At 72.2% G+C, this 23,961-nt stretch carries 25 protein-coding genes; 12 read left to right on the top strand and 13 right to left on the bottom strand.

The annotated features are described in order from the left end of the window. Positions 1-29 precede the first annotated feature (29 nt). Entirely contained in the window at positions 30-353 is a 324-nt protein-coding gene (locus ACOKGD_RS13420) for a DUF7882 family protein (RefSeq protein WP_342337862.1), read from the top strand. Between the two features lie 68 nt (positions 354-421). Here the strand turns inward: ACOKGD_RS13420 and ACOKGD_RS13415 are convergent, their stop codons facing one another. Beyond that, positions 422-739: a DUF7882 family protein gene (locus ACOKGD_RS13415; RefSeq protein WP_342337861.1), complete on the bottom strand. Its 318-nt coding sequence runs from the start codon at positions 737-739 to the stop codon at positions 422-424. 162 nt (positions 740-901) lie between these two features. On the opposite strand from ACOKGD_RS13415, the gene thrC reads away from it, so the two are divergent. Continuing rightward, the gene (thrC, locus tag ACOKGD_RS13410) at positions 902-2,314 is read left to right on the top strand and encodes a threonine synthase (protein ID WP_342337860.1); all 1,413 of its coding nucleotides are present in this window, start codon (positions 902-904) and stop codon (positions 2,312-2,314) included. 21 nt (positions 2,315-2,335) lie between these two features. Further along, complete coding sequence (locus ACOKGD_RS13405; RefSeq protein WP_342337859.1) at positions 2,336-3,442, top strand: 5-methyltetrahydropteroyltriglutamate--homocysteine S-methyltransferase; 1,107 nt, start codon at positions 2,336-2,338, stop codon at positions 3,440-3,442. Between the two features lie 73 nt (positions 3,443-3,515). Here ACOKGD_RS13405 and ACOKGD_RS13400 read toward each other — a convergent pair whose 3' ends face one another. The 4 genes from ACOKGD_RS13400 to ACOKGD_RS13385 are packed head-to-tail and all read right to left on the bottom strand — an operon-like array spanning position 3,516 to position 5,777. Continuing rightward, complete coding sequence (locus ACOKGD_RS13400) at positions 3,516-4,277, bottom strand: ABC transporter permease (RefSeq protein ID WP_421355063.1); 762 nt, start codon at positions 4,275-4,277, stop codon at positions 3,516-3,518. Beyond that, a complete protein-coding gene (locus ACOKGD_RS13395; protein WP_342337858.1) occupies positions 4,274-5,059 on the bottom strand; it encodes an ABC transporter ATP-binding protein in 786 nt (261 codons plus the stop codon). The genes ACOKGD_RS13400 and ACOKGD_RS13395 overlap by 4 nt, the downstream gene beginning before the upstream one ends. Beyond that, on the bottom strand, positions 5,056-5,424 hold the full coding sequence (locus ACOKGD_RS13390) for a DUF1048 domain-containing protein (RefSeq protein WP_342337857.1): 369 nt from the start codon (positions 5,422-5,424) through the stop codon (positions 5,056-5,058). The genes ACOKGD_RS13395 and ACOKGD_RS13390 overlap by 4 nt, the downstream gene beginning before the upstream one ends. Before the next feature lie 2 nt (positions 5,425-5,426). Further along, the gene (locus ACOKGD_RS13385) at positions 5,427-5,777 is read right to left on the bottom strand and encodes a PadR family transcriptional regulator (RefSeq protein ID WP_342337856.1); all 351 of its coding nucleotides are present in this window, start codon (positions 5,775-5,777) and stop codon (positions 5,427-5,429) included. Between the two features lie 160 nt (positions 5,778-5,937). Between ACOKGD_RS13385 and ACOKGD_RS13380 the strand changes: the two genes are divergently transcribed. Further along, positions 5,938-6,432, top strand: a complete 495-nt coding sequence (locus ACOKGD_RS13380) for a glutaminase (RefSeq protein WP_342337855.1) — start codon at positions 5,938-5,940, stop codon at positions 6,430-6,432. Between the two features lie 39 nt (positions 6,433-6,471). Here ACOKGD_RS13380 and ACOKGD_RS13375 read toward each other — a convergent pair whose 3' ends face one another. Beyond that, entirely contained in the window at positions 6,472-7,218 is a 747-nt protein-coding gene (locus tag ACOKGD_RS13375) for a LysR substrate-binding domain-containing protein (protein WP_342337854.1), read from the bottom strand. 203 nt (positions 7,219-7,421) lie between these two features. On the opposite strand from ACOKGD_RS13375, the gene ACOKGD_RS13370 reads away from it, so the two are divergent. Beyond that, the gene (locus ACOKGD_RS13370; RefSeq protein ID WP_342337853.1) at positions 7,422-8,909 is read left to right on the top strand and encodes a MinD/ParA family ATP-binding protein; all 1,488 of its coding nucleotides are present in this window, start codon (positions 7,422-7,424) and stop codon (positions 8,907-8,909) included. A 57-nt stretch (positions 8,910-8,966) separates the two neighbouring features. On the opposite strand, the gene ACOKGD_RS13365 is transcribed toward ACOKGD_RS13370, so the two are convergent. Then, the gene (locus ACOKGD_RS13365; protein WP_342337852.1) at positions 8,967-9,383 is read right to left on the bottom strand and encodes a transferase; all 417 of its coding nucleotides are present in this window, start codon (positions 9,381-9,383) and stop codon (positions 8,967-8,969) included. Positions 9,384-9,466: 83 nt separating this feature from the next. Here ACOKGD_RS13365 and ACOKGD_RS13360 point away from each other — a divergent pair, with 83 nt between their 5' ends. Together ACOKGD_RS13360 and ACOKGD_RS13355 are read left to right on the top strand one after the other, a co-directional pair. Next, positions 9,467-9,769 (top strand): antibiotic biosynthesis monooxygenase family protein, encoded by a 303-nt coding sequence (locus ACOKGD_RS13360; protein ID WP_342337851.1) that lies wholly within the window; start codon positions 9,467-9,469, stop codon positions 9,767-9,769. Beyond that, the gene (locus ACOKGD_RS13355) at positions 9,766-10,404 is read left to right on the top strand and encodes a YitT family protein (protein WP_342337849.1); all 639 of its coding nucleotides are present in this window, start codon (positions 9,766-9,768) and stop codon (positions 10,402-10,404) included. The genes ACOKGD_RS13360 and ACOKGD_RS13355 overlap by 4 nt, the downstream gene beginning before the upstream one ends. Positions 10,405-10,437: 33 nt before the next feature. Here the strand turns inward: ACOKGD_RS13355 and ACOKGD_RS13350 are convergent, their stop codons facing one another. Both ACOKGD_RS13350 and ACOKGD_RS13345 read right to left on the bottom strand, forming a co-directional pair. Beyond that, positions 10,438-11,223 carry a DNA-formamidopyrimidine glycosylase family protein gene (locus ACOKGD_RS13350; RefSeq protein WP_342337848.1) on the bottom strand — a complete coding sequence of 262 codons (786 nt, stop codon included), beginning with the start codon at positions 11,221-11,223 and terminating at the stop codon, positions 10,438-10,440. Positions 11,224-11,228: 5 nt separating this feature from the next. Beyond that, positions 11,229-15,809 (bottom strand): ATP-dependent helicase, encoded by a 4,581-nt coding sequence (locus ACOKGD_RS13345; RefSeq protein ID WP_342337846.1) that lies wholly within the window; start codon positions 15,807-15,809, stop codon positions 11,229-11,231. 159 nt (positions 15,810-15,968) lie between these two features. On the opposite strand from ACOKGD_RS13345, the gene ACOKGD_RS13340 reads away from it, so the two are divergent. Both ACOKGD_RS13340 and ACOKGD_RS13335 read left to right on the top strand, forming a co-directional pair. After that, positions 15,969-16,610: an alpha/beta hydrolase gene (locus ACOKGD_RS13340; protein ID WP_342337845.1), complete on the top strand. Its 642-nt coding sequence runs from the start codon at positions 15,969-15,971 to the stop codon at positions 16,608-16,610. Positions 16,611-16,685: 75 nt separating this feature from the next. Then, the gene (locus ACOKGD_RS13335; RefSeq protein WP_342337844.1) at positions 16,686-17,312 is read left to right on the top strand and encodes an NUDIX hydrolase family protein; all 627 of its coding nucleotides are present in this window, start codon (positions 16,686-16,688) and stop codon (positions 17,310-17,312) included. Here ACOKGD_RS13335 and ACOKGD_RS13330 read toward each other — a convergent pair whose 3' ends face one another. The 3 genes from ACOKGD_RS13330 to ACOKGD_RS13320 form a co-directional block, all read right to left on the bottom strand. Then, positions 17,313-17,873: a TetR/AcrR family transcriptional regulator gene (locus ACOKGD_RS13330; protein ID WP_342337843.1), complete on the bottom strand. Its 561-nt coding sequence runs from the start codon at positions 17,871-17,873 to the stop codon at positions 17,313-17,315. 74 nt (positions 17,874-17,947) lie between these two features. Continuing rightward, complete coding sequence (locus tag ACOKGD_RS13325) at positions 17,948-18,790, bottom strand: alpha/beta fold hydrolase (RefSeq protein ID WP_342337842.1); 843 nt, start codon at positions 18,788-18,790, stop codon at positions 17,948-17,950. A gap of 149 nt (positions 18,791-18,939) precedes the next feature. After that, a complete protein-coding gene (locus ACOKGD_RS13320) occupies positions 18,940-20,007 on the bottom strand; it encodes a threonine aldolase family protein (RefSeq protein WP_342337841.1) in 1,068 nt (355 codons plus the stop codon). A gap of 96 nt (positions 20,008-20,103) precedes the next feature. Between ACOKGD_RS13320 and ACOKGD_RS13315 the strand changes: the two genes are divergently transcribed. Then, positions 20,104-21,309: a sensor histidine kinase gene (locus tag ACOKGD_RS13315; protein ID WP_342337840.1), complete on the top strand. Its 1,206-nt coding sequence runs from the start codon at positions 20,104-20,106 to the stop codon at positions 21,307-21,309. 91 nt (positions 21,310-21,400) lie between these two features. Further along, positions 21,401-22,042, top strand: a complete 642-nt coding sequence (locus ACOKGD_RS13310) for a response regulator transcription factor (RefSeq protein WP_342337839.1) — start codon at positions 21,401-21,403, stop codon at positions 22,040-22,042. Between the two features lie 10 nt (positions 22,043-22,052). Here the strand turns inward: ACOKGD_RS13310 and ACOKGD_RS13305 are convergent, their stop codons facing one another. Further along, positions 22,053-22,958 (bottom strand): LysR family transcriptional regulator, encoded by a 906-nt coding sequence (locus tag ACOKGD_RS13305; RefSeq protein ID WP_342337838.1) that lies wholly within the window; start codon positions 22,956-22,958, stop codon positions 22,053-22,055. Positions 22,959-23,030: 72 nt separating this feature from the next. On the opposite strand from ACOKGD_RS13305, the gene ACOKGD_RS13300 reads away from it, so the two are divergent. Next, a complete protein-coding gene (locus ACOKGD_RS13300) occupies positions 23,031-23,951 on the top strand; it encodes an EamA family transporter (RefSeq protein ID WP_342337836.1) in 921 nt (306 codons plus the stop codon). Positions 23,952-23,961: the final 10 nt, after the last annotated feature.

The following is a 23,961-nucleotide window of genomic DNA, read 5'->3' as shown; positions in this document are numbered from 1 at the left end:
CGCGCCCGCGAGAAGGTATCGTCGGCTTCGTGGGCCGATTCATTTACGGCGCGGCGGCCGACTCCGTCGAGATCGACGACAGGACTCTCGCGCACCTTCGCATCGTCGTCATGAACAAGCTCCGCCGCGGCGAGCCGTTTATGTTCGACACCCGACTCGGTGAGGGCATCGGGCGCCGCAGCTTCTGGCTGAGCCCCTCGATCCCGATCCAGTTCCATTTCTCCGGGGGGCGTGCTCCCCGGATCAATCGCGCATGGCTCGATGAGCTGATGAAGGCCGCCAGCGGCCCGAACGGTCTCACCGTCATGCCGGAGCCGCCGGACCCGAGCGAAGTGCCCGCTTCCGAGGGCTGATCAGAGCAAGAGGAAAGCCCCCGTCGCCGGGGGCTTTCCTCGTGCGCGAGGTCGGTCCGGGCAGTGACTCAGGCCTCGGCCTCCTGGCCGACGTGCTCGGAGACCAGCGTGATGCCGCCGAGAGCGTTGGCCGACTGCGCGAGATCCTCGATCCACTCGCGGTTGAGCACGGGAGCGTTCGGCTCGTCGAACTCGAACCGCACGGGGATCGACGGGTGCATCCAGATGGTGCTCCGGCCCTCGCCGTCCTCTGCGGGGTGCTGCCATGAGACGGTGAAGCTCTCCTGGCGGCGCAGCTTGGCCACGACCACCACCTTGAGGTGCGCCAGCGCGCGGTCGGCGATGTGGATCGGCTTCGAATCGGTGCCGTAGTGGAGAATGCCCATGATCCGCAGGATACTGCGCGAATGGTTTGCGCGCGAAAGAAGCCGCGCCCGCTCCCACCTTCCGGGATCCACCCGGCGCGTCGCGCTGTGTGTCACCCGCGCGGTGGCGCTTCGCCCTCCCCTGGCACAATGGGAGGACCCCACCGAACCGAGGAGTCCGCCGTGCAGTTCATCTCCACCCGAGGCGGCATGTCGCCCGTCTCCTTCAGCGAGGTCCTGCTGGAGGGTCTGGCCCCCGACGGCGGTCTCGCCGTTCCCGACGCGCTGCCGCGGATCTCGGCAGAGACCCTCGAGACGTGGCGGGCGCTGACCTACCCGCAGCTCGCCGCCGAGGTGATCGGCCTGTTCGCCACCGACATCCCGCGCGAGGATATCGCGCGGATGACCGAGGCGGCGTACGCCGAGTTCCCCGACGCGGTCGTGCCGCTGCGCACGATCGGCGGCGGGCTGACGCTCGTGGGCCTCTCGGAGGGCCCCACGCTCGCGTTCAAGGACCTGGCCATGCAGTTCCTCGGCCAGGTGCTCGAGTACGTGCTCGAGAAGAAGGGCACCACCCTCAACATCCTCGGCGCGACCTCCGGCGACACGGGCTCGGCCGCCGAGTACGCGCTCCGGGGCAAGCAGGGCGTCTCGGTCACCATGCTCTCGCCGCAGGGCCGGATGAGCGACTTCCAGCGGGCGCAGATGTACTCGCTGCAGGACGAGAACATCCACAACATCGCGATCGAGGGCGTCTTCGACGACTGCCAGAACCTCGTCAAGGAGCTCGCCGGCGACGTCGACTTCAAGCGGGAGACCCGCCTCGGCGCCGTCAACTCGATCAACCTCGCCCGGATCGCGGCGCAGAGCGTCTACTACTTCTGGGCCTGGCTGCGTGCCACCGACGCCCTTCCCGAGCGCGAGGGCTTCGAGGTCTCGTTCACGGTCCCGTCCGGCAACTTCGGCAACATCCTCTCGGGCTTCTTCGCCAAGCAGATGGGTGTGCCGATCCGTCGCCTGGTGCTGGCGGCCAACGAGAACAATGTGCTCGACGAGTACTTCCGCACCGGCATCTACCGCCCGCGCAGCAGCGACGAGACGCTGGCGACCTCGAGCCCGTCGATGGACATCTCGAAGGCCTCGAACCTCGAGCGCTTCATCTTCGACCTCGTCGGCCGCGACCCGCAGCGGGTCGTCGCCGCCTGGGGCGAGCTCGCCGAGCAGGGCTTCTTCGACATGAGCGCCGACCTCGACCGCTTCACCGGCGAGTTCGGGATCGTCTCGGGCACGTCGACCCACGCCGACCGTCTCGCCACGATCCGGTCGGTGCACGAGGCCGGCTTCGGCATCATCGACCCGCACACGGCCGACGGCGTGAAGGTGGCGCGCGACTACGTCGAGGACGGCGTGCCCATGCTCGTGCTCGAGACGGCCAAGCCCGAGAAGTTCGCCGAGACGATCCGCGAGGCCATCGGCGTCGAGATCGACTACTCGGACGAGCTGCGCGAGCTGCTCGCCGCCCCCCAGCGCGTGGTCGACCAGTCCGGTGACGCCGCCGAGCTGCGCGCCTACATCCAGGCCCACGCCGTTCTCTGATCTGAAAGCAGGATGAGCCCCATGTCCGTGAACCCCCCGTACCGTGCCGACATCGTCGGATCCTTCCTGCGCCCCGAGGCGGTCCACACCGCGCGCGCCGAGTTCGCCGCGGGCAGCATCGACGCCGATGCGCTGCGCGCCGTCGAGGACGCCGCGATCGCCGACCTCGTGACGAAGCAGGCCGAGAACGGCCTCAAGCTGGCGACCGACGGCGAGTTCCGCCGCTCGTGGTGGCACTTCGACTTCTTCGACGGCCTCGACGGCGTCTCGATCGTCGACACCGACCACGGTCTGCCGTTCCAGGGTGTGCAGACCCGCCACAAGGCCGTGCAGGTCAACGGCCGGATCGGCTTCTCGAACCACCCGCACCTCGAGCACTTCCGCTCGCTGGTGGCGCTGGCTGAGGCCGCCGGTGTGCAGCCGAAGGCGACGATCCCGTCGCCCACCGTGCTCGACTTCCGTGTCGAGCCGCAGAACATCGTGGGCGGCTACGCCGGCCGCGACGAGTACGTCGACGATCTCGTCGAGGCGTACCGCGACGCCGTGAAGGCCTACTACGACGCCGGCTGCCGCTACCTGCAGTTCGACGACACCGCGTGGGCCTACCTGTGCAGCGAGTCCGAGCTGGAGCGCGCGAAGACCGAGCGCGGCATCGAGACCGAGGGCCTCGGCGACCGCTACGCGTCGATCCTGAACCGCGTGCTCGAGGTCAAGCCGGACGACATGGTCATCACGACCCACATCTGCCGCGGCAACTTCCGCTCGACGTGGATCTCCTCCGGTGGCTACGAGCCCATCGCCGAGCAGCTCTTCTCGGTCGCCTACGACGGCTTCTTCCTGGAGTTCGACGACGACCGCTCGGGCGGCTTCGAGCCGCTGCGCCACCTGCGCCACGGCGACCAGGTCGTGGTGCTCGGCCTCATCACGACCAAATCGGGGCTGCTCGAGGACATCGAGTCGGTCAAGACCCGCATCGCCGAGGCGGCGCAGTACGCCCCGCTCGAGCAGCTGGCGCTCAGCCCGCAGTGCGGCTTCGCCTCGACCGAGGAGGGCAACGTGCTCTCCGAGGACGAGCAGTGGGCGAAGATCCGCGAGGTCGTCGCGATCGCCGGCGACGTCTGGAAGTGATCGCCCTCCGGTGACCGCACGCGGATCGGCCCCTCTCGCTCTGGCGAGAGGGGCCGATCCCGTTCCCGGGGCGTCACCGGATCTTGGTCTTGTAGATCGCGATCGCGGCCGCGTAGGCGACGATCAGGATCCCTCCGATCCAGGCGAGGGCGATCCAGATCTCCGATCCGACCGCCTGCTGGGCGAACAGCGCGCGGACGGTGTCGACGATCGACGTGACCGGCTGGTGCTGCGCGAACCAGGCGACCGGGCCGGGCATCGAGTCGGTCGGGGCGAAGGCCGAGCTGATGAACGGCAGGAAGATCAGCGGGTAGCTGAACGCGCTCGCGCCGTCGACGGTCTTCGCCGAGAGCCCCGCGATGACGGCGACCCAGGTCAGGGCCAGCGTGAACAGCACGATGATGCCCGCGACCGCGGCCCAGGCGAGGATGCCCGCCCCGGTGCGGAACCCCATCAGCAGCCCGACGCCGATGACGAGCGCGACCGAGATGAGGTTCGATACGAGCGAGGTGAGCACGTGGGCCCACAGCACGCTCGACCGGGCGATCGGCATCGACTGGAACCGCTCGAACAGGCCGCCCTGCATGTCGAGGAACAGGCGGTACGCCGTGTACGCGATGCCCGATGCGACGGTGATCAGCAGGATCCCCGGCAGCATGAACTCGATGTACGGGGCGTCGGTGCCCGTGTCGACCGCGCCGCCGAACACCCAGGTGAACAGCAGCATGATCGCGATCGGGGTGACCGCGGTCGTGATGATCGTGTCGGGGCTGCGCAGGATGTGCCGCAGCGAGCGTCCGGTGAGGACGGTCGTGTCGGCGAGGGCGTTGCTCATGATGCGTCCTTTCCGGTGGTCGCCTCTGCGGGGGCGGGGTCGCCCACGAGGGCGAGGAAGACGTCCTCGAGGGACGGCTCCTGCGGCACGAGGACCGGCTCGCCCCCGGAGGGCAGGAGCGCCTTCAGCTCGGCGAGGGTGCCGTTCTGGATGATCGTGCCCCTGTGCAGGATCGCGATGCGGTCGGCGAGCTGCTCGGCCTCATCGAGGTACTGCGTGGTGAGCAGCACGGTGGTGCCGCCCTGGGCGAGCTGCCTCACCGTCTGCCAGACCTCGATGCGCGCCTGGGGGTCGAGCCCCGTGGTGGGCTCGTCCAGGAAGATGATCGACGGATCGCCGATCAGGCTCATGGCGATGTCGAGGCGCCGGCGCATGCCGCCCGAGTAGGTGCCCGCCCGGCGGCCGCCGGCCTCCGTCAGCGAGAACCGCGCGAGCAGGTCGTCGGCGATGGTGCCCGGGTTCTTCAGGTGCCGCAGCCGGGCGATGAGCACGAGGTTCTCCCGCCCGGTGAGGACCTCGTCGACGGCGGCGAACTGGCCCGTGAGGCTGATGGCCTCGCGCACCCGGACGGGCTCGGTCTGGACGTCCGCGCCGGCGACGGTGGCCGATCCGGCGTCGGCCTTCAGGAGGGTCGACAGGATCCGCACCAGCGTCGTCTTGCCGGCGCCGTTGGATCCGAGGAGGGCGAAGATGGTGCCCTGCTCGACGTCGAAGTCGACGCCGCGCAGCACTCGCAGCTCGCCGAAGGACTTCTCGACGGCCCGGACCGAGATGGCGGTCATGACCCCTGCTCCCCGGCGGCATCGTCGATGGCCTTGGCGAGACGGGCACGCTCCTTGTCGATCCAGCGCTGTCCGCCGTAGGCCAGGGTGAACGTCTCGGCGAAGTCGACGGCGTCGTCGCCCACGATGTCGCGGACGGGGGTGCCGTCGAGCGCTGCCCGCTCCCACAGGTCGACGAGGTCGCCGAGCATCTGGGTGAGGGTGTCGCCGTCGGTGACGCCGCCCTGGTACAGGAAGTACCGGTGCATCGCCTTCGCGGCGGCCTTGTAGGGGTCGGGCAGGGCGTCCATGCGGGCGACATTCTGCTTGTACTGCTTCTTCTGCTCGAGCGATCCGGTGAGGATCTCGATCCACTTCGCGGCCATGATCAGTTCCCTTCGTCGTGCGGGTCGTTGCGGGTGTGGGGCAGCGCATCGATGCGCTGCGTGAGGGCGTTCCAGGTCTCCCAGAACTCGGCGAGCTGTGCGCGGCCCGCGGGGTTGAGGGTGAACACCTTGCGCGGCGGGCCCTTCTCGGAGGGCACCTTGTCGACGCCCACCAGGCCCTTCTGCTCGATGCGGACGAGGAGCGCGTAGATCGTCCCCTCCGCGATGTCGGCGAAGCCGCGGTCGCGCAGCTCGGCCGTGATCTCGTAGCCGTAGGCGCTTCGCTCGGCCAGGATCGCCAGGACGATGCCCTCGAGGGTGCCCTTGAGCATCTCGGTCATCTGGTTTCCCATGTCGGTCGCCTCCTTCTTCTGGGTGGTTGGTCCGTGGGTGTCGGTCCGTTGGTATTCGGTACTGCTGAGTACTGGTACCAAGTTACGCCGAGTACCGGTACTTGGCAACACTGAATACTGAAGAGATCGCCGATGCCTTCCGCGGCGTAGCGTGGGGCGCATGACGGAAGACCTCGCGGCGATCTTCGACGGCGCCCGTGCGCGGCTCGCATCCGCGCCGCAGGAGGCCCTCGGCGCGGTGTCCGAGCCGGGGAGGCTGCGGGCCCTGCTGGGATCCGGAACTCGCATCGTGCGCCGCGGATCGGCCTGGCGCCTCGGCGTGCTGCTGGTGTCGGCCGACGCGGTCTACGCCGTCGGCGAGGTGCTGCGCGCCGGCGACCCCGGGCGCCGCGGGTACGCCGCCGAGTCGGCCCGCCACCGCGCGGAGCTGCGCGCCATGGCCCTGCGCGGCGGCTTCGCCCCCGGCGAGACCGTGCACCTCGGCTTCGAGGAGCTCGACCTCGCCGCCGTCGCCGCGGGCGGAGCCTCCGGGCCGCTGTTGCGGGGGGACGGGCGCGCGCTCATCCGCTGGTCGGCCGGTGGGGCGCCGATGCCGCTGTCCGCCTATGTCGACGAGCGCGTCGCCCTGCTGCTCGAGCCGCCCGCCGGGGCATGAGCGCCCGAGCGCCTGTGCCCGTACCGCGCCGCTGAGGCGTCAGCGCGAGGAGTTGGCGGTGCGGCCGCGCACGATGCCGACGAACGTGTCGACGTCGGGGGTCGTGCGATCCGCGTGCCAGGCGAGGGCGACCGTCGAGGTGGGCGCGTCGCGGAGTGGGACCGACTCGAGATCCTTGCGGTGGTGCAGGCGCGCGAGCGACATCGGCACCACAACGAAGCCGACCCCGGCGGCGACCGTGGCGATCGCGTCGGCGGTGGTCTCGGGAGGGTCGAAGCGCGGAGCCTCGGTGCCCGGCAGATCCAGCGCGCCCAGCACGTGGTCGCGCGGGACGATCAGGATCTCGCCGGCGAGATCCGGCGGATCCAGCTGCTCGGCCGCCGTGAGCGCCGAGTCGATCGACGTGACGACGACCGACTCCTCGTCGTAGAGGCGGATGACGTTCAGGTCTGTCGGGTCGATCGGGAGCCGGACCAGCGCGGCATCGACCTCGCCCGACAGGATGGCCTCGCGCTGGGCCGAGACCTCGAGGGGCACGTACTCGAGCTCGACGTGCGGCAGGCGCTCGCGCCAGCGATCGATCCACTTGCCGGGCGTCGCGCCGGGGATCGCGCCGAGGCGGAAGGTGCGGGGCGCCTCAGGGGCGGGCACGGGGGCGGGCACGGGCCGGGGGCGGTGCGGCTGCCCCTTCTTCGCGGGAGCCGAGCGCTGCGACCCCTTCGCCCCGCCCTTCGCCGGGCCGGGCGTTCCCCTGCGCTTGCCGCCGCCGCGTCCGGTCTGAGCCATGACCCCACATTATTACGCCGGTTCAGGCGGGGAATCCTGCCCGCGGAAACGGGCTCTGCGGCGGGTGCCGCGGCGCTAGGGTGATCGCGGAGCGAAGGGCGCATGCGCCGGATTCACGGGGACGCCCGGGATAGGTTTGACGCAGACTTCCCCGCCGGCATCCCCTGCCCGGGTGACCCCTCGCAGTTCCTCAAGGAGATCACGTGACCGACATCCCCGACCGCCCCCGCATCTCGGTGGTCACGGACGACGACGGCAGCGGCATCGTCACCGTCGACGGCGTGACCCGGACCGTCAAGGCATCCGACGCCGCGGGCGCCCGCAAGGCCGTGCTCGCCATGGTCGTCGAGGTGGCGCAGGAGTACAGCCGGCCCGTTCGTGTGGCCGCCAGCGGCAGCGACGGTGTGCGGATGCTCGTCGTCTCGCCCGACGGCGCCGTCGAGGAGGGCATGGAGACGCCCCTCGACGAGCCGGTGGCGCACGTCCAGGCGCCCGTACCTGCCGCGCCCGCCGCCCCGGTCGCCCCCGCAGCTCCCGCCGCTCCGGTGGACCTCGTGACCAGCGTGCCGAAGGCGACGCTCGCCGATCCGGCTCCCGTGGTCGAGCCGCGGCCCGCTCCCGCCGGCGCCCCCGTCTCGTCGTCCCCCGCGTCCCCCGCCCCCGCAGCTCCCGCCCCGGCTCCGGCGTCCGCCGCGGCCCCCGCGCCGGCGCCCGCCCCGCGCGCGGCCGAGGTGCCGGCCGAGCTCAGCCGCCGCGAGGCGCGGCTGCTCACGGCGCGCGACTTCGCCGAGTCGGCCAAGCCGCTGCAGCCCGTCCCCGCCCAGGAGGGCTTCCGGGGGAGCATGAACAAGCTCGGCTTCCGCATGAAGCCCGGCCGCAGCGAGCAGACCAAGCGCGACCGCCGCGAAGCGGTGCAGCGCGCCTTCTCGGGCCGCAAGACCATCGCGGTCATCGGCGAGAAGGGCGGCGTCGGCAAGACGACCACCACCTACCTGCTCGGCGCGACCCTCGGCCGCGTGCGCGGCGGCAGCGTGCTCGCCTGGGACAACAACGAGTTCAAGGGCACGCTCGGCATCCGCTCGCTGCCCTCGTCGACCCACGACCACACGGCGATCGACCTGCTGGCCCACGTGCAGGCGGCCGGCACCGGCGAGCTCAGCGCGGCCGACCTCATCGACTTCGTGCGCGCGCAGGGCGAGAACAAGTTCGACGTGCTCGCCTCGCAGAGCCTGGACGGCGACAGCGACGTCATCGACGAGGAGGCGTTCGACCTCCTCCACGACACGCTCAGCCGCTCGTACCGCGTGATCATCGTCGACACCGGCAACAACTCCAAGGCCGGCACCTGGCAGTCGGCGGTCGCCGAGGCCGACGTGCTCGTGCTGACGACGATCGTCAAGGAGGACAGCGCCCGCACGCTCGCCTCCATGGCCGACACCCTCGTCGCGCACGGCCACGAGGAGAAGCTGCGCAACGCGGTCACCGTCATGAGCCACCCGTCGCCGACCAGCTACCCGGACCTCGAGAAGCGCCTCACGAACCACATGGGGCAGCTGACCCGTCAGGTGGTCTCGGTGCCGTTCGACCCGGCCCTCGACCGGGGCGACATCATCGACTACGACGCGCTGTCCGAGGAGTCGCGCGAGGCGTGGCTCGAGGTCACCGCGGCCGTGGCGGCGGGCCTGCGCTGACCCCTCGACGCCAGACGCCCCGGGCCTGTCGGCTCGGGGCGTCTTCGTGCGAGGGGGTCAGGCGGCCAGGTGCAGGCCGCGGGCGTCGGTGATGACCGTGCCGCCATCCGGGATCGACTCGTCATCGCCGATCTTCGCGTTCTTGGCGACGCGCGCCCCGGCGCCGACCCGCGTGCGCACTCCCACGTGCGCGCGCGCTCCGACCTGGGCTTTCGGCCCGATGTGCGCGTTCGCGTCGATGTACGAGTCCGGGCCGATGACGGCCTCCGACTCGACCCACGCTCCACGCGCGATGATGGCGCCGGCGGCGACCTGAGCCTTCGGCTCGATGTATGCCCCGAGTTCGACGCGCGCGTCCGGGTGCACCTTGGCACCGTGCGCGACGAGGCCGCGCCCGTTCACGTGCTTGCGGTAACGCAGCGTCTCGCCGTGATCGTTCTCGATATCGACGTAGTTCTTGCCCACGTTGGTCATAACGGTGAGGGCGCGAACAGTATTCCCTCCTCGGAGGGGGTTGGCGTGTCGGATCCTGAGCAGATGCCGTCAGGATGGAACCCATGATCACCGAGCATGCGATCCTTCCCGTCCGCCCCGGGCTCGAGGCCGAGTTCGAGGCGGCCTTCCGGGTCGCGCGGCCGCTCATCGCGGCGCAACCCGGGTTCCGCTCGATCTCCCTGTCGCGCTCGGCCGAGACGCCCAGCGAGTACCTGCTGCTGGTCGGATGGGAAACCATCGCGGATCACGAGGAGGGCTTCCGGCGCTCGCCGGAGTACGCCCGGTGGAAGGAGCTGCTCCACGGGTTCTACGACCCGTTCCCCGTGGTCGAGCACTTCACGGCGGTCGAGGTCGACGCGGCATGACCGAGCAGACGGCCGACCGATCCCTCGTCTTCGAGTGGGAGCAGACGCGGCACACCCTCGCCGAGGACGTGATGGGCATCATCACCGGCACCTTCGTGGCGGCGCTCGGGCTGTCGCTGCTCAAGGCTGCCGGCGCGGTCACGGGCGGCACCGCCGGGCTCGCGCTGCTGCTCGTGCAGGTCGTGGGGTGGCCGTTCTGGCTGATCTTCCTCGTGGTGAACCTGCCGTTCGCGCTGCTGGCGCTGTGGAAGAAGGGCCTGCGCTTCACCCTGCTGACGGTGGTGTGCATCGGCGCGGTGTCGGGGCTGTCGGTGGTGAACGCGCAGCTGCTGCCCCTCGCGGGGGTCGACCCGGTCTATGCCGTGTTCGGCGGCAACCTGCTCGCGGGCGTCGGGCTGCTGATCCTGTTCCGCCACGGCGCCAGCGTCGGCGGCGTGAACATCGTGGCCCTGCTGCTGCAGGAGCGCACCGGCTTCCCCGCCGGGTGGTCGCAGCTGGCGGTGGACGCGATCGTGATCCTGATGTCGCTGTTCGTGCTGCCGTGGCACATCGTTGTGCTCAGCGCCCTGGGCGCGGTGCTCATCGGCCTGGTGCTGGCGCTCAACCATCGCGAGGGGCGCTACATCGGGCGCTGACACCGCGGCGGCCGCCTGCCTGAGCGGTAGGACTCAGGCCGGCTGGCAGCGCGGGCACCAGTAGACGACGCGCTCGGTGGTGGCGCTCGCGCCGAGCGCCATGCGCCGGATCGGGGTGCCGCAGCGGCGGCACGGGCGACGCTCGCGACCGTAGACCCAGCGCTCCTGCCCTCGCCGGCTGTCGCCGGTGAACACCCGCACGGGCAGCTCGACGTTGCGCCGGATCGTGCGCACGCCGAGATCCAGCAGCGGCGGGACGTCGACCTCGGTCGCGGGGCGCTGCGGGTGCACCCCCCGCAGGAAGAGCAGCTCGCTCGCGTACTCGTTGCCGAATCCCGCGACGTGGCGCTGATCCTGGATCGCGACATGGATGGGCCGCGTGTCGGCGGCGATGTGCGCGGCGGCCTCCGCGGCCGCCTCCGCGCTCCAGTCGGCGCTCAGCGGGTCGGGACCGAGATGGCCGATGACCCGGCTCTCGTCGCGAGTGGGGAGCACCTCGACCATCGCGAGCTCGAAGCCGACGGTCTCGTGGTCGCGGGTGCCGACGATGGCCCTGGCCTTGAAGGCGGGCTTGCGCCAGCGCTCCCCGGCTCGGTAGACGTGCCACTCGCCCTCCATCTTCAGGTGCGAGTGCAGGGTGGTCTCGCCGATCCGGTGCAGCAGGTGCTTCCCGTGGGCCGCGACCTCGTGCACCACCTGGCCGCGCAGGTCGGCGTTCGCGCTGCCGGGGACGCGGATGTCGAAGCGCGTGACCTCGCGCCCGGCGAGCACGGCGTTCAGCCGCCGCGCGGTGCGGTGGACGGTATCGCCCTCGGGCATGGCGCCTACCCCCGCGTGCCCGGGGCCGGCTTTCGCAGGGTGAGCCCCTTCGTCGATTCGACGAAGCCCGCCTCGCGCAGGGCGCGGCCCACGGCGGTGCCGTAGACGAACTCGCCCGTCACCTGCTCGATCGTGAGGGTCTCGAGGCGTCGGTCGCGCGCGGTGCGGGCCAGATCGGCCGCGGCGGCGGCGAGCACCGCCTCGTCGTCGGTGAACGCCAGGGCGGTGCGCCCGCCGCGCTCGAGGTACAGCACCAGTGCGCCGTCGACCAGCACAACGAGGCCGCCGGCCTTGCGCCCCGGGCGGTGCTTGACGGCCTCGAGCGCCGGCCACGCGAGCGCGGCGCCGTAGGGGTTCGCCGGATCGGTGGCCGCGAGGGTGACGGCACGCAGGGGAGGGGTGTCGACCGTGGAGGTGAACTGGCGGAGCCGGTCGATCGTGGGCGAGGTCGCGAACTGCGCGGCGCCCAGCTTCTCGATGAGGTAGCCGCGGCGGCAGTGCCCGGCCTGCTCGAGGCTCGCCAGCACCCGGTACGCCTGGGCGAAGCCGCCCGGCACACCCTCGTTCTGCACGGCGCCGCGGGTGACGACGCCGTAGCGATCCAGCAGCAGCGACGCGGTGGCCGTGGCGCGCACGGCGTCGTCGGGTTCGAGCAGCGGCAGCAGCGACCAGCGCCCGCCCGACGCCTGGGGCCGCGGCGCGTTCACGCTCGTGGAGGTGCCGAAGGTGGGGCGCGCCCCGCGGTACAGGCGGGTGCGCGGGGTGCGACGGGCGGCCCGGTGCGCCTGCGAGCCCGCGCCGATGAGCGAGCGGATCGGGGCGAAGGTGTCGTTCGTGACGCGTCCCGCCCAGACGAGGTTCCACAGCGCCTCGACCGTCGCGATCTCGGTCTCGCCCTGCGCCAGCTCCTTCAGCTGCGGGGCGAAGTAGGCCCCGCCGCCCGCGAGGGCGTGCAGCAGGCGGGTCTCGAGGGAGTCGGGGGCGATCTCGATGTCGGACGGGGTGATCGTGACGGGGGCGGCGTCGGCCGGGTGCAGCGCGATCCACCCGTCCCGGCCGGGGAGCGACCCGTGCCCCGACCAGACGACCTCGCCGGTCGCGGTCAGCTCGTCGAGCATCGCGGGCGTGTAGTCCTTCACGCGCGAGGGCAGGACCAGCGACTCCCAGGCGCTGGCGGGGATGGGCACGCCCGCGAGCTGGTCGATGGCGGCGAGCACGCCGTCGATGCCCTCCAGTGGGCGCGTGACGTGCTGCCAGTCGGGCAGGAACCGGGCGTACGCCTCGGGCGAGACCGGCTCGACGCTGCCGCGCAGGGCGGCCAGCGAGCGCATCCGGATACGCCGCAGCGCCTCGGCATCGCACCATTCCGGCTCGTCCGAGACGCCCGAGTCGGCCAGGTAGAACCCGCTGACCAGGCGCCCCTGCCCCTCGAGGCGCTGCAGCGCGTGCCGGGCCACGGCGGGGCCGACACCCAGGCGCTCGGCCACGGCCGCGGTCGTGAACGGACCGTGCGTGCGGGCGTACCGGCTGACCACGTCGCCGAGCGGATCGGGGAGGGGCTCGAGGAACGCCACGGGGATGCCGACGGGAAGCGCAACGCCCAGGGCGTCGCGGAGGCGCCCCGCGTCCTCGATCGCCGCGTAGCGGTCGTGGCCGGCGAGGGCGATCCGGATCGCGCGGCGGCTGTCGACCAGCGCCTCGAGGTGCGCCGCCGCCTGGTCGCCCTCCTCCAGGCGCGCGGCCACCTCCTCGGTCGACAGCGGACCGAGCACGCGCAGCAGATCGGCCACGCCCTCGAGACCGCGGGCGTGCCGATCCGGGGCGAGCCGCTGCGCCTCGGCCTCGAACTGCGCGATGACGTCGGGATCGAGCAGCTCGCGCATCTCGATCTTGCCGAGCAGCTCCGACAGCAGCGAGGGGTCGACCGACAGCGCGGCCGCGCGGCGCTCTGCCAGGGGCGAGTCGCCCTCGTACATAAACGCGCCGACGTAGCCGAAGAGCAGATCGCGGGCGTACGGCGACGGCTGCGAGGGCTCGGTCTCGACCAGCCGGATCCGCCGCTCGCCGATCGAGCGGACGATCCGCAGCAGGGCGGGGAGGTCGTAGACGTCCTGCAGCACCTCGCGGAGGGTCTCGAGGATGATCGGGAACGTCGGGTGGCGGCGGGCCACCTCGAGCAGCTGGGCCGAGCGCTGACGCTGCTGCCACAGCGGGCTGCGCTTGCCGGGGTTGTGGCGCGGCATGAGCAGGGCGCGGGCCGCGCACTCGCGGAAGCGCGAGGCGAACAGCGCCGACCCGCCGACCTCGTCGGTGACGATGCGCTCGAGCTCGTCGGGGTCGAAGACGAACAGCTCGGCGCCGGGCGGCTCGGACTCGGCGTCAGGGATCCGGGCGATGATGCCGTCGTCGCTCGCCACGGCCGAGCCCTCGACACCCAGGCGCTCGCGGATCCGCGCGTTGACCGCCAGGGCCCAGGGCGCGTGCACGTGCATGCCATAGGGGGAGTGCAGGATGATCCGCCAGTCGCCGACCTCGTCGCGCCCCCGCTCGACGGTGAGGGTGCGGTCGGTCGGCAGCGACCCCGTGGCCTCCTTCTGCTCGGCCAGGTAGCCGAGGAGGTTCTGGCGCGCGTAGTCGTCGAGGCCCGCGTCGATCAGGCGCTGCTCGGCCTTGGCGGCGCTGGTCGAGGTCAGCTCGCGCGCGAACCGGCCGAGCGCCTCGCCCAGCTCGGCGGGGCGACCGAGGCCGTCGCCGTGCCAGAACGGCACCTTGCCCGGCTGGCCGAACGCGGGGAGCACGTTCACGCGGTCGTGGGTGATCTCGACGATGCGCCAGCTGGTTGTGCCGAGGGTGAAGACGTCGTTCACCCGCGACTCGTAGACCATCTCCTCGTCGAGCTCGCCCACGCGCGCATTGCGCGTCTCGCCGGCGATGAAGACGCCGAACAGGCCGCGGTCGGGGATGGTGCCGCCGCTGGTCACCGCGAGGCGCTGAGCGCCGGGCCGCCCCTCGATCGTGCCGGCGTCGCGATCCCACACCACCCGGGGCCGCAGCTCGGCGAACTCGTCGGACGGGTACCGCCCGGCCAGCAGGTCGAGCGTCGCCTCGAACGCGCTGCGCGGCAGCGACCGGAACGGCGCGCTGCGGCGCACGGTCTCGAACCAGCCCTCGACCTCGATCGATCCGAGGGCGGTCGCCGCCACGGTCTGCTGCGCGAGGATGTCGAGCGGGTTCTGGGGCACCGCGATCGACTCGATCTGCCCCGCGAGCATGCGCTCGGTGACGATCGCCGTGTGCAGCACGTCGCTGCGGTGCTTGGGGAACAGGGCGGCGCGGGAGATCTCGCCGACCTGGTGGCCCGCGCGCCCCACGCGCTGCAGGCCGCTGGCGGCACTGGGCGGCGCCTCGACCTGGATGACGAGGTCGACCGCGCCCATGTCGATGCCGAGCTCGAGGCTGCTGGTCGCCACCACGCAGCGCAGCTCGCCCGATTTCAGCTGCTCTTCGACGATCGCCCGCTGCTCCTTGGAGACCGAGCCGTGGTGTGCCTTCGCGAGCACGGGGTCGGCGCCGGCCGTCTGGCCGGCCTGGGCCATCATCGCGGCGGGGACGGCCGGATCCGGCAGGTCGAGCCCGAGCCGCTCGCTGTAGATCTCGTTCAGGCGGGCGGTGAGGCGCTCGGCCAGGCGCCGCGAGTTCGAGAACACGATGGTCGACTTCGCGCCCAGGATGCGATCGACGATCGCCTCCTCGACGTGCGGCCAGATCGATCCCGTGATCTCGGTGGTCTCGGGCTGGAACCACTCGCCGTCGTCGCCGGTCTCGGCGGCCGGGGTGGCGCTCGCCGCGGGCGGGGGGTTCTGCATGTCGGCGATGGGCACGGTGACCGACAGCTCGAACGTCTTCGACGCCTTCGGTGCCACGATGTCGACGGGCGCCGTGCCGCCGAGGAACCGGGCGACCTCGTCGATGGGCCGCACCGTCGCCGACAGGCCGATGCGCTGCGCGGGGGTGTCGAGCAGCTGATCGAGGCGCTCGAGCGACACCGCAAGGTGCGCGCCGCGCTTGGTCGCGGCGACGGCGTGGACCTCGTCGACGATGACGGTGTGCACCTCGCTCAGCGTCTCGCGCGCCTGGCTCGTGAGCATGAGGTACAGCGACTCGGGCGTGGTGATGAGGATGTCCGGCGGGTGCCGCACGAGGCGCTGGCGGTCACCCGACGGGGTGTCGCCCGAGCGCACGCCCACCGACACGTTCGGCGCGTCGGTGCCGAGGCGCCGCGCGGCCTGCGAGATGCCGACGAGGGGCGAGCGCAGGTTGCGCTCGACGTCGACGCCCAGCGCCTTCAGCGGCGAGACGTAGAGCACCTTGGTGCGCTCGATCGTCGGATCCTTCTCGCGGAAGACCCGGTCGATGGCCCAGAGGAAGGCCGAGAGCGTTTTGCCCGACCCGGTCGGGGCGACGACGAGCGCGTGGCGCCCCTGCGAGATGGCCTCCCACGCGCCGGCCTGCGCGTCCGTGGGCTTCGTGAACGCGCCACGGAACCAGTCCCGCGTCGCGGGGGCGAACCGATCCAGCACATCCACCCCACCATCCTGCCCCGGGCCTCCGACATCGAGGCGGGGGTTGCGCTCCCGGCGTCGCCCTCCCACGGTGCGGCGGCCCGGCATCGGCGGCGCGGATCACGGGCCCGTGGGGAGCCGTCTCCGGGTGCGGATGTCGGCGGGCCGGGAGAGACTGGGCGGGTGACTCTCTCCCTCGATCCCGACGCGGTGCTGTGGTCGGGCGAGCCCGACGGCCGCCCCCTGCTCGTGCTGCTGCACGGCTACGGCGCCGACGAGCACGACCTCTTCGCGCTGGTGCCTCATCTGCCCGCAGAGTTCGCGATCGCCGCCGTGCGGGCGCCGCTGGCGCCGCCGTTCCCGACGCCCGGGCGATCCTGGTATCCGATCGAGGGGCTCGAAGCCCGCGACGCGGCGCCGACGACCCTCGCGGCCGAGGCGGTGCTCGCCTGGATCGCCGACGTGGCCGGCGACGCGCCCGTGGGCCTGCTCGGGTTCTCGCAGGGTGGGGCGGTGGCGCTGCAGATGCTGCGCCTGGACCCCGCGCGCATCTCGTTCGTCGTCAACCTGTCGGGCTACGCGTCACCGGGCGAGCTGCCGCGCGACGCCGAGCTCGCCGAGCTGCGCCCTCCCGTGTTCTGGGGCCGCGGAGCGCTCGATGAGGTCATCCCCGAGGCGCTCGTCCTGCACACCACCGACTGGCTGCCCGCGCACTCCGACCTCGTCGGCCGCATCTATCCGGCCCTGCGCCACGCCGTCTCCGAGCTCGAGCTCGAGGACGTGCGCGTCTTCCTCGACAAGCGGCTCGGGCAGCTCAGGGGCTAGCCGGGCGCCGCCCGTCGGGCGCCTCCCGGGGCCCCGGCGTGCGCGTCGGCCCGAGGCACCGGGTATACAGGAGTCATGGCCGTGCGCACCCCCGATCCGGACCCCCAGGACCAGCCGTCCGACGACGACGCCGATTTCTCGGCGGTGGGCGCCGCGGGATTCGGCGGAGTGCCGGGCGGCGGCGCGAACCCCGCGTGGCTGAGCGACATCGAGCTCGCCGAGATCCGGCGTCGTATGCCGGTGCTGTACGTCGAGGCGGTGCCGGTGCGCACCGACGGGACGGGCCAGGTCACCCAGGTGGGCATCCTGCTGCGGGCGACGCCGATGGGCGAGATCACCCGCACGATCGTGTCGGGGCGGGTGCGCTTCGGCGAGACCGTGCGCGACGCGCTGTTCCGCCACCTCGAGAACGACCTCGGCCCCATGGCGTTCCCGCTGCTGCCGCCGTCGCCGGTGCCGTTCACCGTGGCCGAGTACTTCCCGATCCCGGGGGTCAGCGCCTACCACGACGACCGCCAGCACGCCGTGTCGCTCGCGTTCGTCGTTCCGGTGACGGGCACGATCGATCCGCGTCAGGATGCGCTCGAGGTGACCTGGATGACGCCGGAGGAGGCGTCGTCGGCGACGCTCGCCTCCGAGATGGAGGGTGGCCGCGCCACCCTCATCCGCGCCGCGCTGGCCAGCGTCGGCATGCTGCGCTGATCAAGCGAACGCCGCGTCGATCAGGGTCTCGGCCGCACCGCGCGCCACGGTCGCCATCTCGGCGTCGCCGAGGATCGCCGCGGTCGTCTGCGCGCCCTCGGCGAGGATCGCCAGCTGCGGGCCGAGCTCGGCGGGCCCGCCGGCATCGGCGACCAGCTGGTCGACGATCGCCAGGAACGAGAGCTTGTGCTCGCGCACGGCCTCGGCGATCGCGGGGCTTCCCGCGCCCAGCTCGCCGAACGCGTTGATGAAGCCGCAGCCGCGGAAGTCGGACCGCTCGAACCAGACCGACAGGTAGTCGTAGACGGCGAGCAGCTTCTCGCGGGGGCTCTGCGCCTGGGCGAGCGCCCCGTCGATGTCGCTGTTCCACCGGTCGTGGAGGTTGCCGAGCACCCCGAGGACCAGGTCCTCCTTCGAGGGGAACTGCTTGTAGATCGCCTTCAGCGAGACTCCGGCGGCGTCGCGCACGGCGTCCATGCCGACCCGTCCGATCCCCTGGCTGTAGAACAGGCGGCTGGCCGCCCGGATGATCTGCGTGCGGGCGTCTGCGTCGGTGGTCATGTCGATTCCTCCCCGGGTACAAAGATAACCGGATCCGAGAACTAGCGTTCTCGGATCCGGTCGCGAAAGCAGGATCAGGCCTGCACGAACGAGAGCAGCGCGGCGTTGACCTCGTCGGCGTGGGTCCAGAGCAGGCCGTGCGGGGCGCCCTCGATCTCGACGTACTCGGCCGCGGGAACGGCCTCGTGGAAGCGACGCGCGGTGGCGTCGATCGGCAGCGTGCGGTCCTCGGTGCCGTGCAGGATCAGGGTCGGGACGTTCGCCTCGCGGACGGCGGCCACGTCGGGGCGGAAGTCCTCGATCCAGGAGTCGACGACGGCGTACGCGGCGACGGGAGCGCTGCCGATGGCCGTGATCCAGCTAGCGCGGACGACCTCCTCGCTGATCCGGGATCCGAGGTTCTGGTCGAGGTTGTAGAAGTCGCTGTAGAAGTTCGTGAACCAGGCATAGCGGTCGGCCTGGGCGGCCGACTTGATGCCCTCGAACACGCTCGCCGGCACGCCCTCGGGGTTGTCGTCGGTCTCGACGAGGAAGGGCTCGAGCGAGGCGAGGAAGGCGAGCTTCGCGATGCGCTCGCTGCCGAAGTTCTTCACGTAGCGAGCGAGCTCGCCGGTGCCCATCGAGAAGCCCACCAGGATGACGTCGCGCAGGTCGAGCGTCTCGAGCACGGTGTTGAGGTCGGCGGCGAACGTGTCGTAGTCGTAGCCGGCGGCGACCTTCGAGGATCCGCCGAAGCCGCGGCGGTCGTAGGTGATCACGCGGTAGCCGGCGGCGAGCAGCTCGACGGTCTGCTTCTCCCAGCTGCTGCCGTCGAGGGGGTAGCCGTGGATGAGCACAACCGGCTGGCCCTGGCCCTGGTCTTCGTAGTGCAGCTCGATGGCGGTGGAGTTCTGCTGTCCGACGGTGATGTAACCCATGATGTCCTCTTTCGGCCTGGTTGAGAACGTTCGTTCTCGCTTGGTTGAAACCATATGAGAACGTGCGTTCTCCGCGCAAGAGCCGTGTATCCCGGGCGTGTCGCGACCCGCGTGGCGGGAGCGGCGGGCGGCCCGAGCGGCGGTGCGGCTCAGCCCGCCGTGGCGTCGGCGACGGCCGCGACGAAGGCGTCCACGTCAGCCTCGGTGGTGTCGAAGCTCGTCAGCCAGCGCACCTCGCCGGTCGACTCGTCCCAGTCGTAGAAGCGGAACCCGCGCGCGCGGACGCGGTCGGCCGCCCCGGGCGGAAGCGTCGCGAAGACGCCGTTGACCTCCGTGGGCTGCGTGAACGCGACGTCGCGGATCGTCCCGTCGGCGAGCCCGGACTCGATCCCCGCCCGCAGGCGTGCGGCCATGGCGTTCGCGTGCGACGCGCTGCGCAGCCAGAGGTCGTCGGTGAGCAGCGCGACGAGCTGGGCCGAGACGAAGCGCATCTTCGAGGCCAGCTGCATGGCGCTCTTGCGGAGGAAGTCGATGCCCGTGACCGCGTCGGGGTTCAGCACGACGATGGCCTCGGCGCCGATCGCGCCGTTCTTGGTGCCGCCGAAGCTCAGCACGTCGACGCCCGCGTCGCGCGTGAGGGCGCGAAGCGGCACCCCGAGGGCGGCGGCGGCGTTGGCGATGCGGGCCCCGTCCACGTGGAGCGCGAGACCCAGTGCATGGGCGCGATCGGCGATGGCGGCGATCTCGTCGACCGAGTACAGCGTGCCGAGCTCGGTCGACTGGGTGATCGAGACCACCTGCGGCACGGCCTGGTGGACGCCCCGCGACCCGGCGACCGCCTCGATCCGATCCGGCGTCAGCCGAGCGTCCGGGGTCGCGACGGGGATGAGCTTGAACCCGCCCACCTTCTCGGGCGCCCCGCCCTCGTCGGTGTTGATGTGCGCGGGCGCCGGCGTGATCACCGCGCCCCATCGCGTGAGCATCGACTGCAGCGCCGTCACGTTCGCGCCCGTGCCGTTGAACACCGGGAACACCTCGACGCCCTCGCCCAGCAGCTCGACGAACTGCTCGTGCAGTCGCGCGGTGTACGGATCCTCGCCGTACGAGACCGTGTGCCCGCCGTTCGCGGCGGTCAGCGCGGCGATCACCTCGGGGTGGGCGCCGGCGTAGTTGTCGGAGGCGAAATGGCGGACGGCGTCGTCGTGCAGGGGTTCCACCGTTCGAGCCTAGGCGCGGCGCGCTGGCGGCGGAGCGGGCGCGGATACATCGCGCGACGGATGTGCGGGGCACGTCGCGCCCGTACGGTGAGAAGGATGGATGAGAGCACGACGCGCGGCTGGCGCGAGCGGATCGGTCCGCTGATCCGACCCGTCAGCACGACCCAGTGGCTGGTCGACGGGATCATCGGGCTGCTGTTCGGGCTCGCCGCCGTTGTGATGCGCGGCCTCGCCGTCACACCCGGCCCCTGGCTCACCGGGACCACGATCGCCGTGATGCTCGTCGCGCTGATGCTGAGCCGGGTGAGCCCGCCGATCGCGCTCGTGGTCGTGTGGGCGGGCTCCCTGTTCCAGATCGCGACCGGGCAGCCGCCCCTGCTCGCCAACGCGGCGACGTTCGTTGTGCTGTTCGCGACGGCGGCCTACGGCTCCCGGCTCGTCTACTGGGCCGGATGCGTGTCGGCGGGCATCGGCGCCATCATCGTCACCCTGTATCTCGCCGGCCCCTTCAACGGGTACGCGAACGGCCTCGAGGGGCTGGGCTACGCGATCGCGTCGTTCCTCGCGGTGCTGTTCGCGCTGCTGCTGTCCTGGACGGCGGGCGCCCTGTTCCGCTCCGTGGTGCGGGGCCGCGACGTGCGGCGTGCGCAGCGCGAGGCCGAGGCCCGCGCCGCCACCGAGGAGGAGCGCGGCCGCATCGCCCGCGACATGCACGACGTCGTCGCCCACTCGCTCGCCGTGGTGATCGCGCAGGCCGACGGCGCGCGCTACGCGGCGGCCGTCGACCCGGAGGCGGCGACCCGCGCGCTCACCACGATCAGCCAGACCTCGCGCGCCGCGCTGGCCGATGTGCGCCTGCTGCTCACGCAGCTGCGGCACAGCCAGTTCGGCGAGGAGCAGGCGGTCGGGCCGCAGCCGAGCCTGGCCGACCTCGAGCAGCTCTACGCCCAGGTGCGCGCGGCGGGCGTCGACCTGCGCGTCGACGTCGATCCCACCCCGCTCGGCACCCCGCCGACCGCGGTGCAGCTGGCCGTCTACCGGATCCTGCAGGAGGGGCTCACCAACGCCCTCCGGCACGGCGACGGCGGGCCGGTCGACGTCGGCCTGTCGTGGCTGCCGGATCGGGTGGGGCTGCAGATCCGCAACGGCATCCGCACCGAGGCGCGCGGGTCGGACGGCGGCGGCCACGGGCTCATCGGCATGCGCGAGCGTGCCCAGCTCGTCGGCGGGAGCCTCGACGCCTCCGCCGAAGCGGGATCGTTCCTCGTCCGCGCCACCCTGCCGATCCGGGCCGCCGAATGACCCGGCTCGCCGCGGCTCGCGTCCTGGCGCCTTCGGCCGGCGCACGGGCGCGGAGTCGGACGTGCCCCGCCCCGGATGACAGGATCGACGGATGATCCGCGTCGTACTGGTGGACGACCAGGCCCTGTTCCGAGCGGGCATCCGCATGCTCGTCGCCTCGCAGCCCGACCTCGAGGTGGTCGGCGAAGCCGGCGACGGCCGGGAGGCGCTCGCGGTGGTCGCCGCGACCCGCCCCGACGTGGTGCTCATGGACATCCGCATGCCCGTGATGGACGGCCTCGCCGCGACGGCCGAGATCCTCACCCGGCCCGATCCGCCGAGGATCGTGATGCTGACCACGTTCGATCTCGACGAGGCCGCGGCGCGGGCGATCCGCCAGGGGGCGTCCGGCTTCCTGCTGAAGGACGCCGACCCCGAGTTCCTGCTCGCGGCGATCCGCACGGTTCACGCCGGGTCCTCCGTCATCGCCGCATCGGCCACGCGCGACCTGTTCGCCCACTTCGGCGAGGCCCCGAGGCCGGCGCCGCCGTCGTTCGGCGACCTCACCGATCGCGAGCGCGAGATCTTCGCCCTCGCCGCCCGCGGCCTCAGCAACGCCGAGATCGCCGCCCGCGAGTTCCTCTCCGAGGCCACCGTGAAGACGCACATCAGCCGTATCCTCACGAAACTCTCGCTGCGCGATCGCGTGCAGCTGGTGGTGTTCGCCTTCGAGCACGGGCTCGGATCGCTCTGAGGCGCCCCGCTCAGCCGGCGGGAGCGGACGCCTCGCGCAGCGCCTCGATGAGCGCCGCCACCGCGGGCGAGTCCGACATCGTGCCGCGGTGCAGCGCGAGGACGTCGCGGGTGGGCTCGGGGTCTCGCGTGGGCACGGCGACGAGCTCGTCTCCGAGCGGCGCGCGGCCGAGGCGCGGGATGAGAGCGATGCCGAGCTGCGCCCGCACCAGGGCGAGGTGGCTGTCGAACTCGGTCGACACGTGCGCGATGCGCGGGCGGCGGCCGGTGCCGTCGTGCATGCGGCCGAGCCACTGGCGGCAGATGGTGCCGTCCGGGGTGGCGATCCAGCCCTCGTCGAGCAGGTCGTGCGGCGTGACGTGCGCGCGTCCCGCGAGCGGGTGCGTGCGATGCACGATGACGTCCGCGATGTCGCGCGCGATCGGCACCGCGACGACGTGATCCGGGATCTCCAGCGGCACGTCGCCCCAGCTGTGCGCGATGCCGACGTCGATGCGGCCGCTCGCGACGAGGTCGATCGAGTCCCAGGGCTCGCGCTCGGTCAGGGCGATCTCGAGATCGGGGTGGCGGTCCTGCAGGCGGCGGATCACCGGCGCGACCAGCCCGCGGGTGGCCGTCGAGAACGCCGAGAGGCGGATCCGCCCGGCCACGGCGCCCGCCCGGCGCCGCACGCCCGCCTCGACCTGCTCGAGGTCGGCGAGCAGCCGTGCGCCCGCCTCGACGAGGTGCCGTCCGTGGCCCGTGAGCATGACCCCGCGGCCGACGCGCTCCAGCAGCGGGACCCCGGTCTGGCGCTCGAGGCGCTTGATCTGCTGCGACACCGCACTCGGGGTGAAGCCGAGCTCGGCCGCCGCCGCGCCGACGCCGCCGTGCGCGGCGATCGCCCGCAGGGCGACCAGGGCATCGAGGTCGATCATGCAGCGATGCTACGTGTTCTCATGAAGGAACGTTCGCTGGTGCTTCATCCACGGGCGCCTCAGGCTGAGGTCATGCCTCGTCGTGATGCCCTCCTCGCCGCCCTCGTCGCCCTGCTCTGGGGCGTCAACTTCGTGGCGATCGATCTGGGCATGGGCGGGGTGCCGCCGCTGCTGTTCCTGGCGGTGAGGTTCACCGCCGTGGTGCTCATCGCCATCTGGTTCGTGCCGCGCCCGCGGGTGGCCTGGCAGAAGATCGTGGGCGTCGGCGCCTTCATGGCGCTCGGCCAGTTCGGCTTCCTCTACGTGTCGATGGCCGCAGGCATGCCGCCGGGCCTTGCCTCGCTGGTGCTGCAGGCGCAGGTCGTGCTCACGATCCTGATCGCCGCGGGGGTGCTGCGCGAGCGCCCCACGCCCGCGCAGATCGCGGGGGTGATCCTCGGATCGGCGGGGCTCGCGATCGTGGCGGTGGGCCGCGGCGGCCACGTGCCCCTCGCCGCGCTCGCGCTGTGCCTGGCCGGCGCGCTGTCGTGGGCGATCGGCAACGTGATCGCCCGGGCCGCCAAGGCGCCGGGCGGGCTCGGGATGACCGTCTGGTCCGGCCTCGTTGTGCCCGTGCCGGCCCTCGCGCTGGCGCTGCTGATCGACGGACCGGACGCGGTCGCGCGGGGCATCGCCGCGTTCGGCTGGGCGGCGGCGGCGTCGACCGCGTACACGGTGATCGGCGCGACGCTCATCGGGTACGGCATCTACAACGGCCTGCTCGCACGCAACCCGGCCTCGTCGGTCGCGCCCTGGATCCTGCTGGTTCCGGTGGTGGGGATCCTCAGCGCCTGGATCGTCCGCGGCGAGGTGCCCACTCCCGGCGAGCTCGCGGGCGGCGGGCTGCTCGTGGCGGGCGTGGTTGTGGCCAGCGGCGTCCTCGCCGGCGCCCGGGGGCGGCGGCCGGGCACGACGAAGGGGGTGGGCTCCCTGCGGAACCCACCCCCTTCGTGACGTGCGCCTT

This window comes from Microbacterium phosphatis (assembly GCF_049177115.1).
Taxonomy (GTDB): Bacteria; Actinomycetota; Actinomycetes; order Actinomycetales; family Microbacteriaceae; genus Microbacterium; species Microbacterium phosphatis.
This window is presented reverse-complemented; position numbering and strand designations above follow the sequence as displayed.

Coding starts and splice junctions, on each gene's coding strand:
- ACOKGD_RS13380 (WP_342337855.1), top strand. CDS start 5,938: ATGACGGAAGACCTCGCGGCGATCTTCGACGGCGCCCGTGCGCGGCTC.
- ACOKGD_RS13325 (WP_342337842.1), bottom strand. CDS start 18,790: ATGGGTTACATCACCGTCGGACAGCAGAACTCCACCGCCATCGAGCTG.
- ACOKGD_RS13305 (WP_342337838.1), bottom strand. CDS start 22,958: ATGATCGACCTCGATGCCCTGGTCGCCCTGCGGGCGATCGCCGCGCAC.
- ACOKGD_RS13395 (WP_342337858.1), bottom strand. CDS start 5,059: ATGACCGCCATCTCGGTCCGGGCCGTCGAGAAGTCCTTCGGCGAGCTG.
- ACOKGD_RS13365 (WP_342337852.1), bottom strand. CDS start 9,383: ATGACCAACGTGGGCAAGAACTACGTCGATATCGAGAACGATCACGGC.
- ACOKGD_RS13400 (WP_421355063.1), bottom strand. CDS start 4,277: ATGAGCAACGCCCTCGCCGACACGACCGTCCTCACCGGACGCTCGCTG.
- ACOKGD_RS13355 (WP_342337849.1), top strand. CDS start 9,766: ATGACCGAGCAGACGGCCGACCGATCCCTCGTCTTCGAGTGGGAGCAG.
- ACOKGD_RS13300 (WP_342337836.1), top strand. CDS start 23,031: ATGCCTCGTCGTGATGCCCTCCTCGCCGCCCTCGTCGCCCTGCTCTGG.
- ACOKGD_RS13335 (WP_342337844.1), top strand. CDS start 16,686: ATGGCCGTGCGCACCCCCGATCCGGACCCCCAGGACCAGCCGTCCGAC.
- ACOKGD_RS13330 (WP_342337843.1), bottom strand. CDS start 17,873: ATGACCACCGACGCAGACGCCCGCACGCAGATCATCCGGGCGGCCAGC.
- ACOKGD_RS13415 (WP_342337861.1), bottom strand. CDS start 739: ATGGGCATTCTCCACTACGGCACCGATTCGAAGCCGATCCACATCGCC.
- ACOKGD_RS13375 (WP_342337854.1), bottom strand. CDS start 7,218: ATGGCTCAGACCGGACGCGGCGGCGGCAAGCGCAGGGGAACGCCCGGC.
- ACOKGD_RS13310 (WP_342337839.1), top strand. CDS start 21,401: ATGATCCGCGTCGTACTGGTGGACGACCAGGCCCTGTTCCGAGCGGGC.
- ACOKGD_RS13350 (WP_342337848.1), bottom strand. CDS start 11,223: ATGCCCGAGGGCGATACCGTCCACCGCACCGCGCGGCGGCTGAACGCC.
- ACOKGD_RS13315 (WP_342337840.1), top strand. CDS start 20,104: ATGGATGAGAGCACGACGCGCGGCTGGCGCGAGCGGATCGGTCCGCTG.
- ACOKGD_RS13385 (WP_342337856.1), bottom strand. CDS start 5,777: ATGGGAAACCAGATGACCGAGATGCTCAAGGGCACCCTCGAGGGCATC.
- ACOKGD_RS13390 (WP_342337857.1), bottom strand. CDS start 5,424: ATGGCCGCGAAGTGGATCGAGATCCTCACCGGATCGCTCGAGCAGAAG.
- ACOKGD_RS13405 (WP_342337859.1), top strand. CDS start 2,336: ATGTCCGTGAACCCCCCGTACCGTGCCGACATCGTCGGATCCTTCCTG.
- ACOKGD_RS13360 (WP_342337851.1), top strand. CDS start 9,467: ATGATCACCGAGCATGCGATCCTTCCCGTCCGCCCCGGGCTCGAGGCC.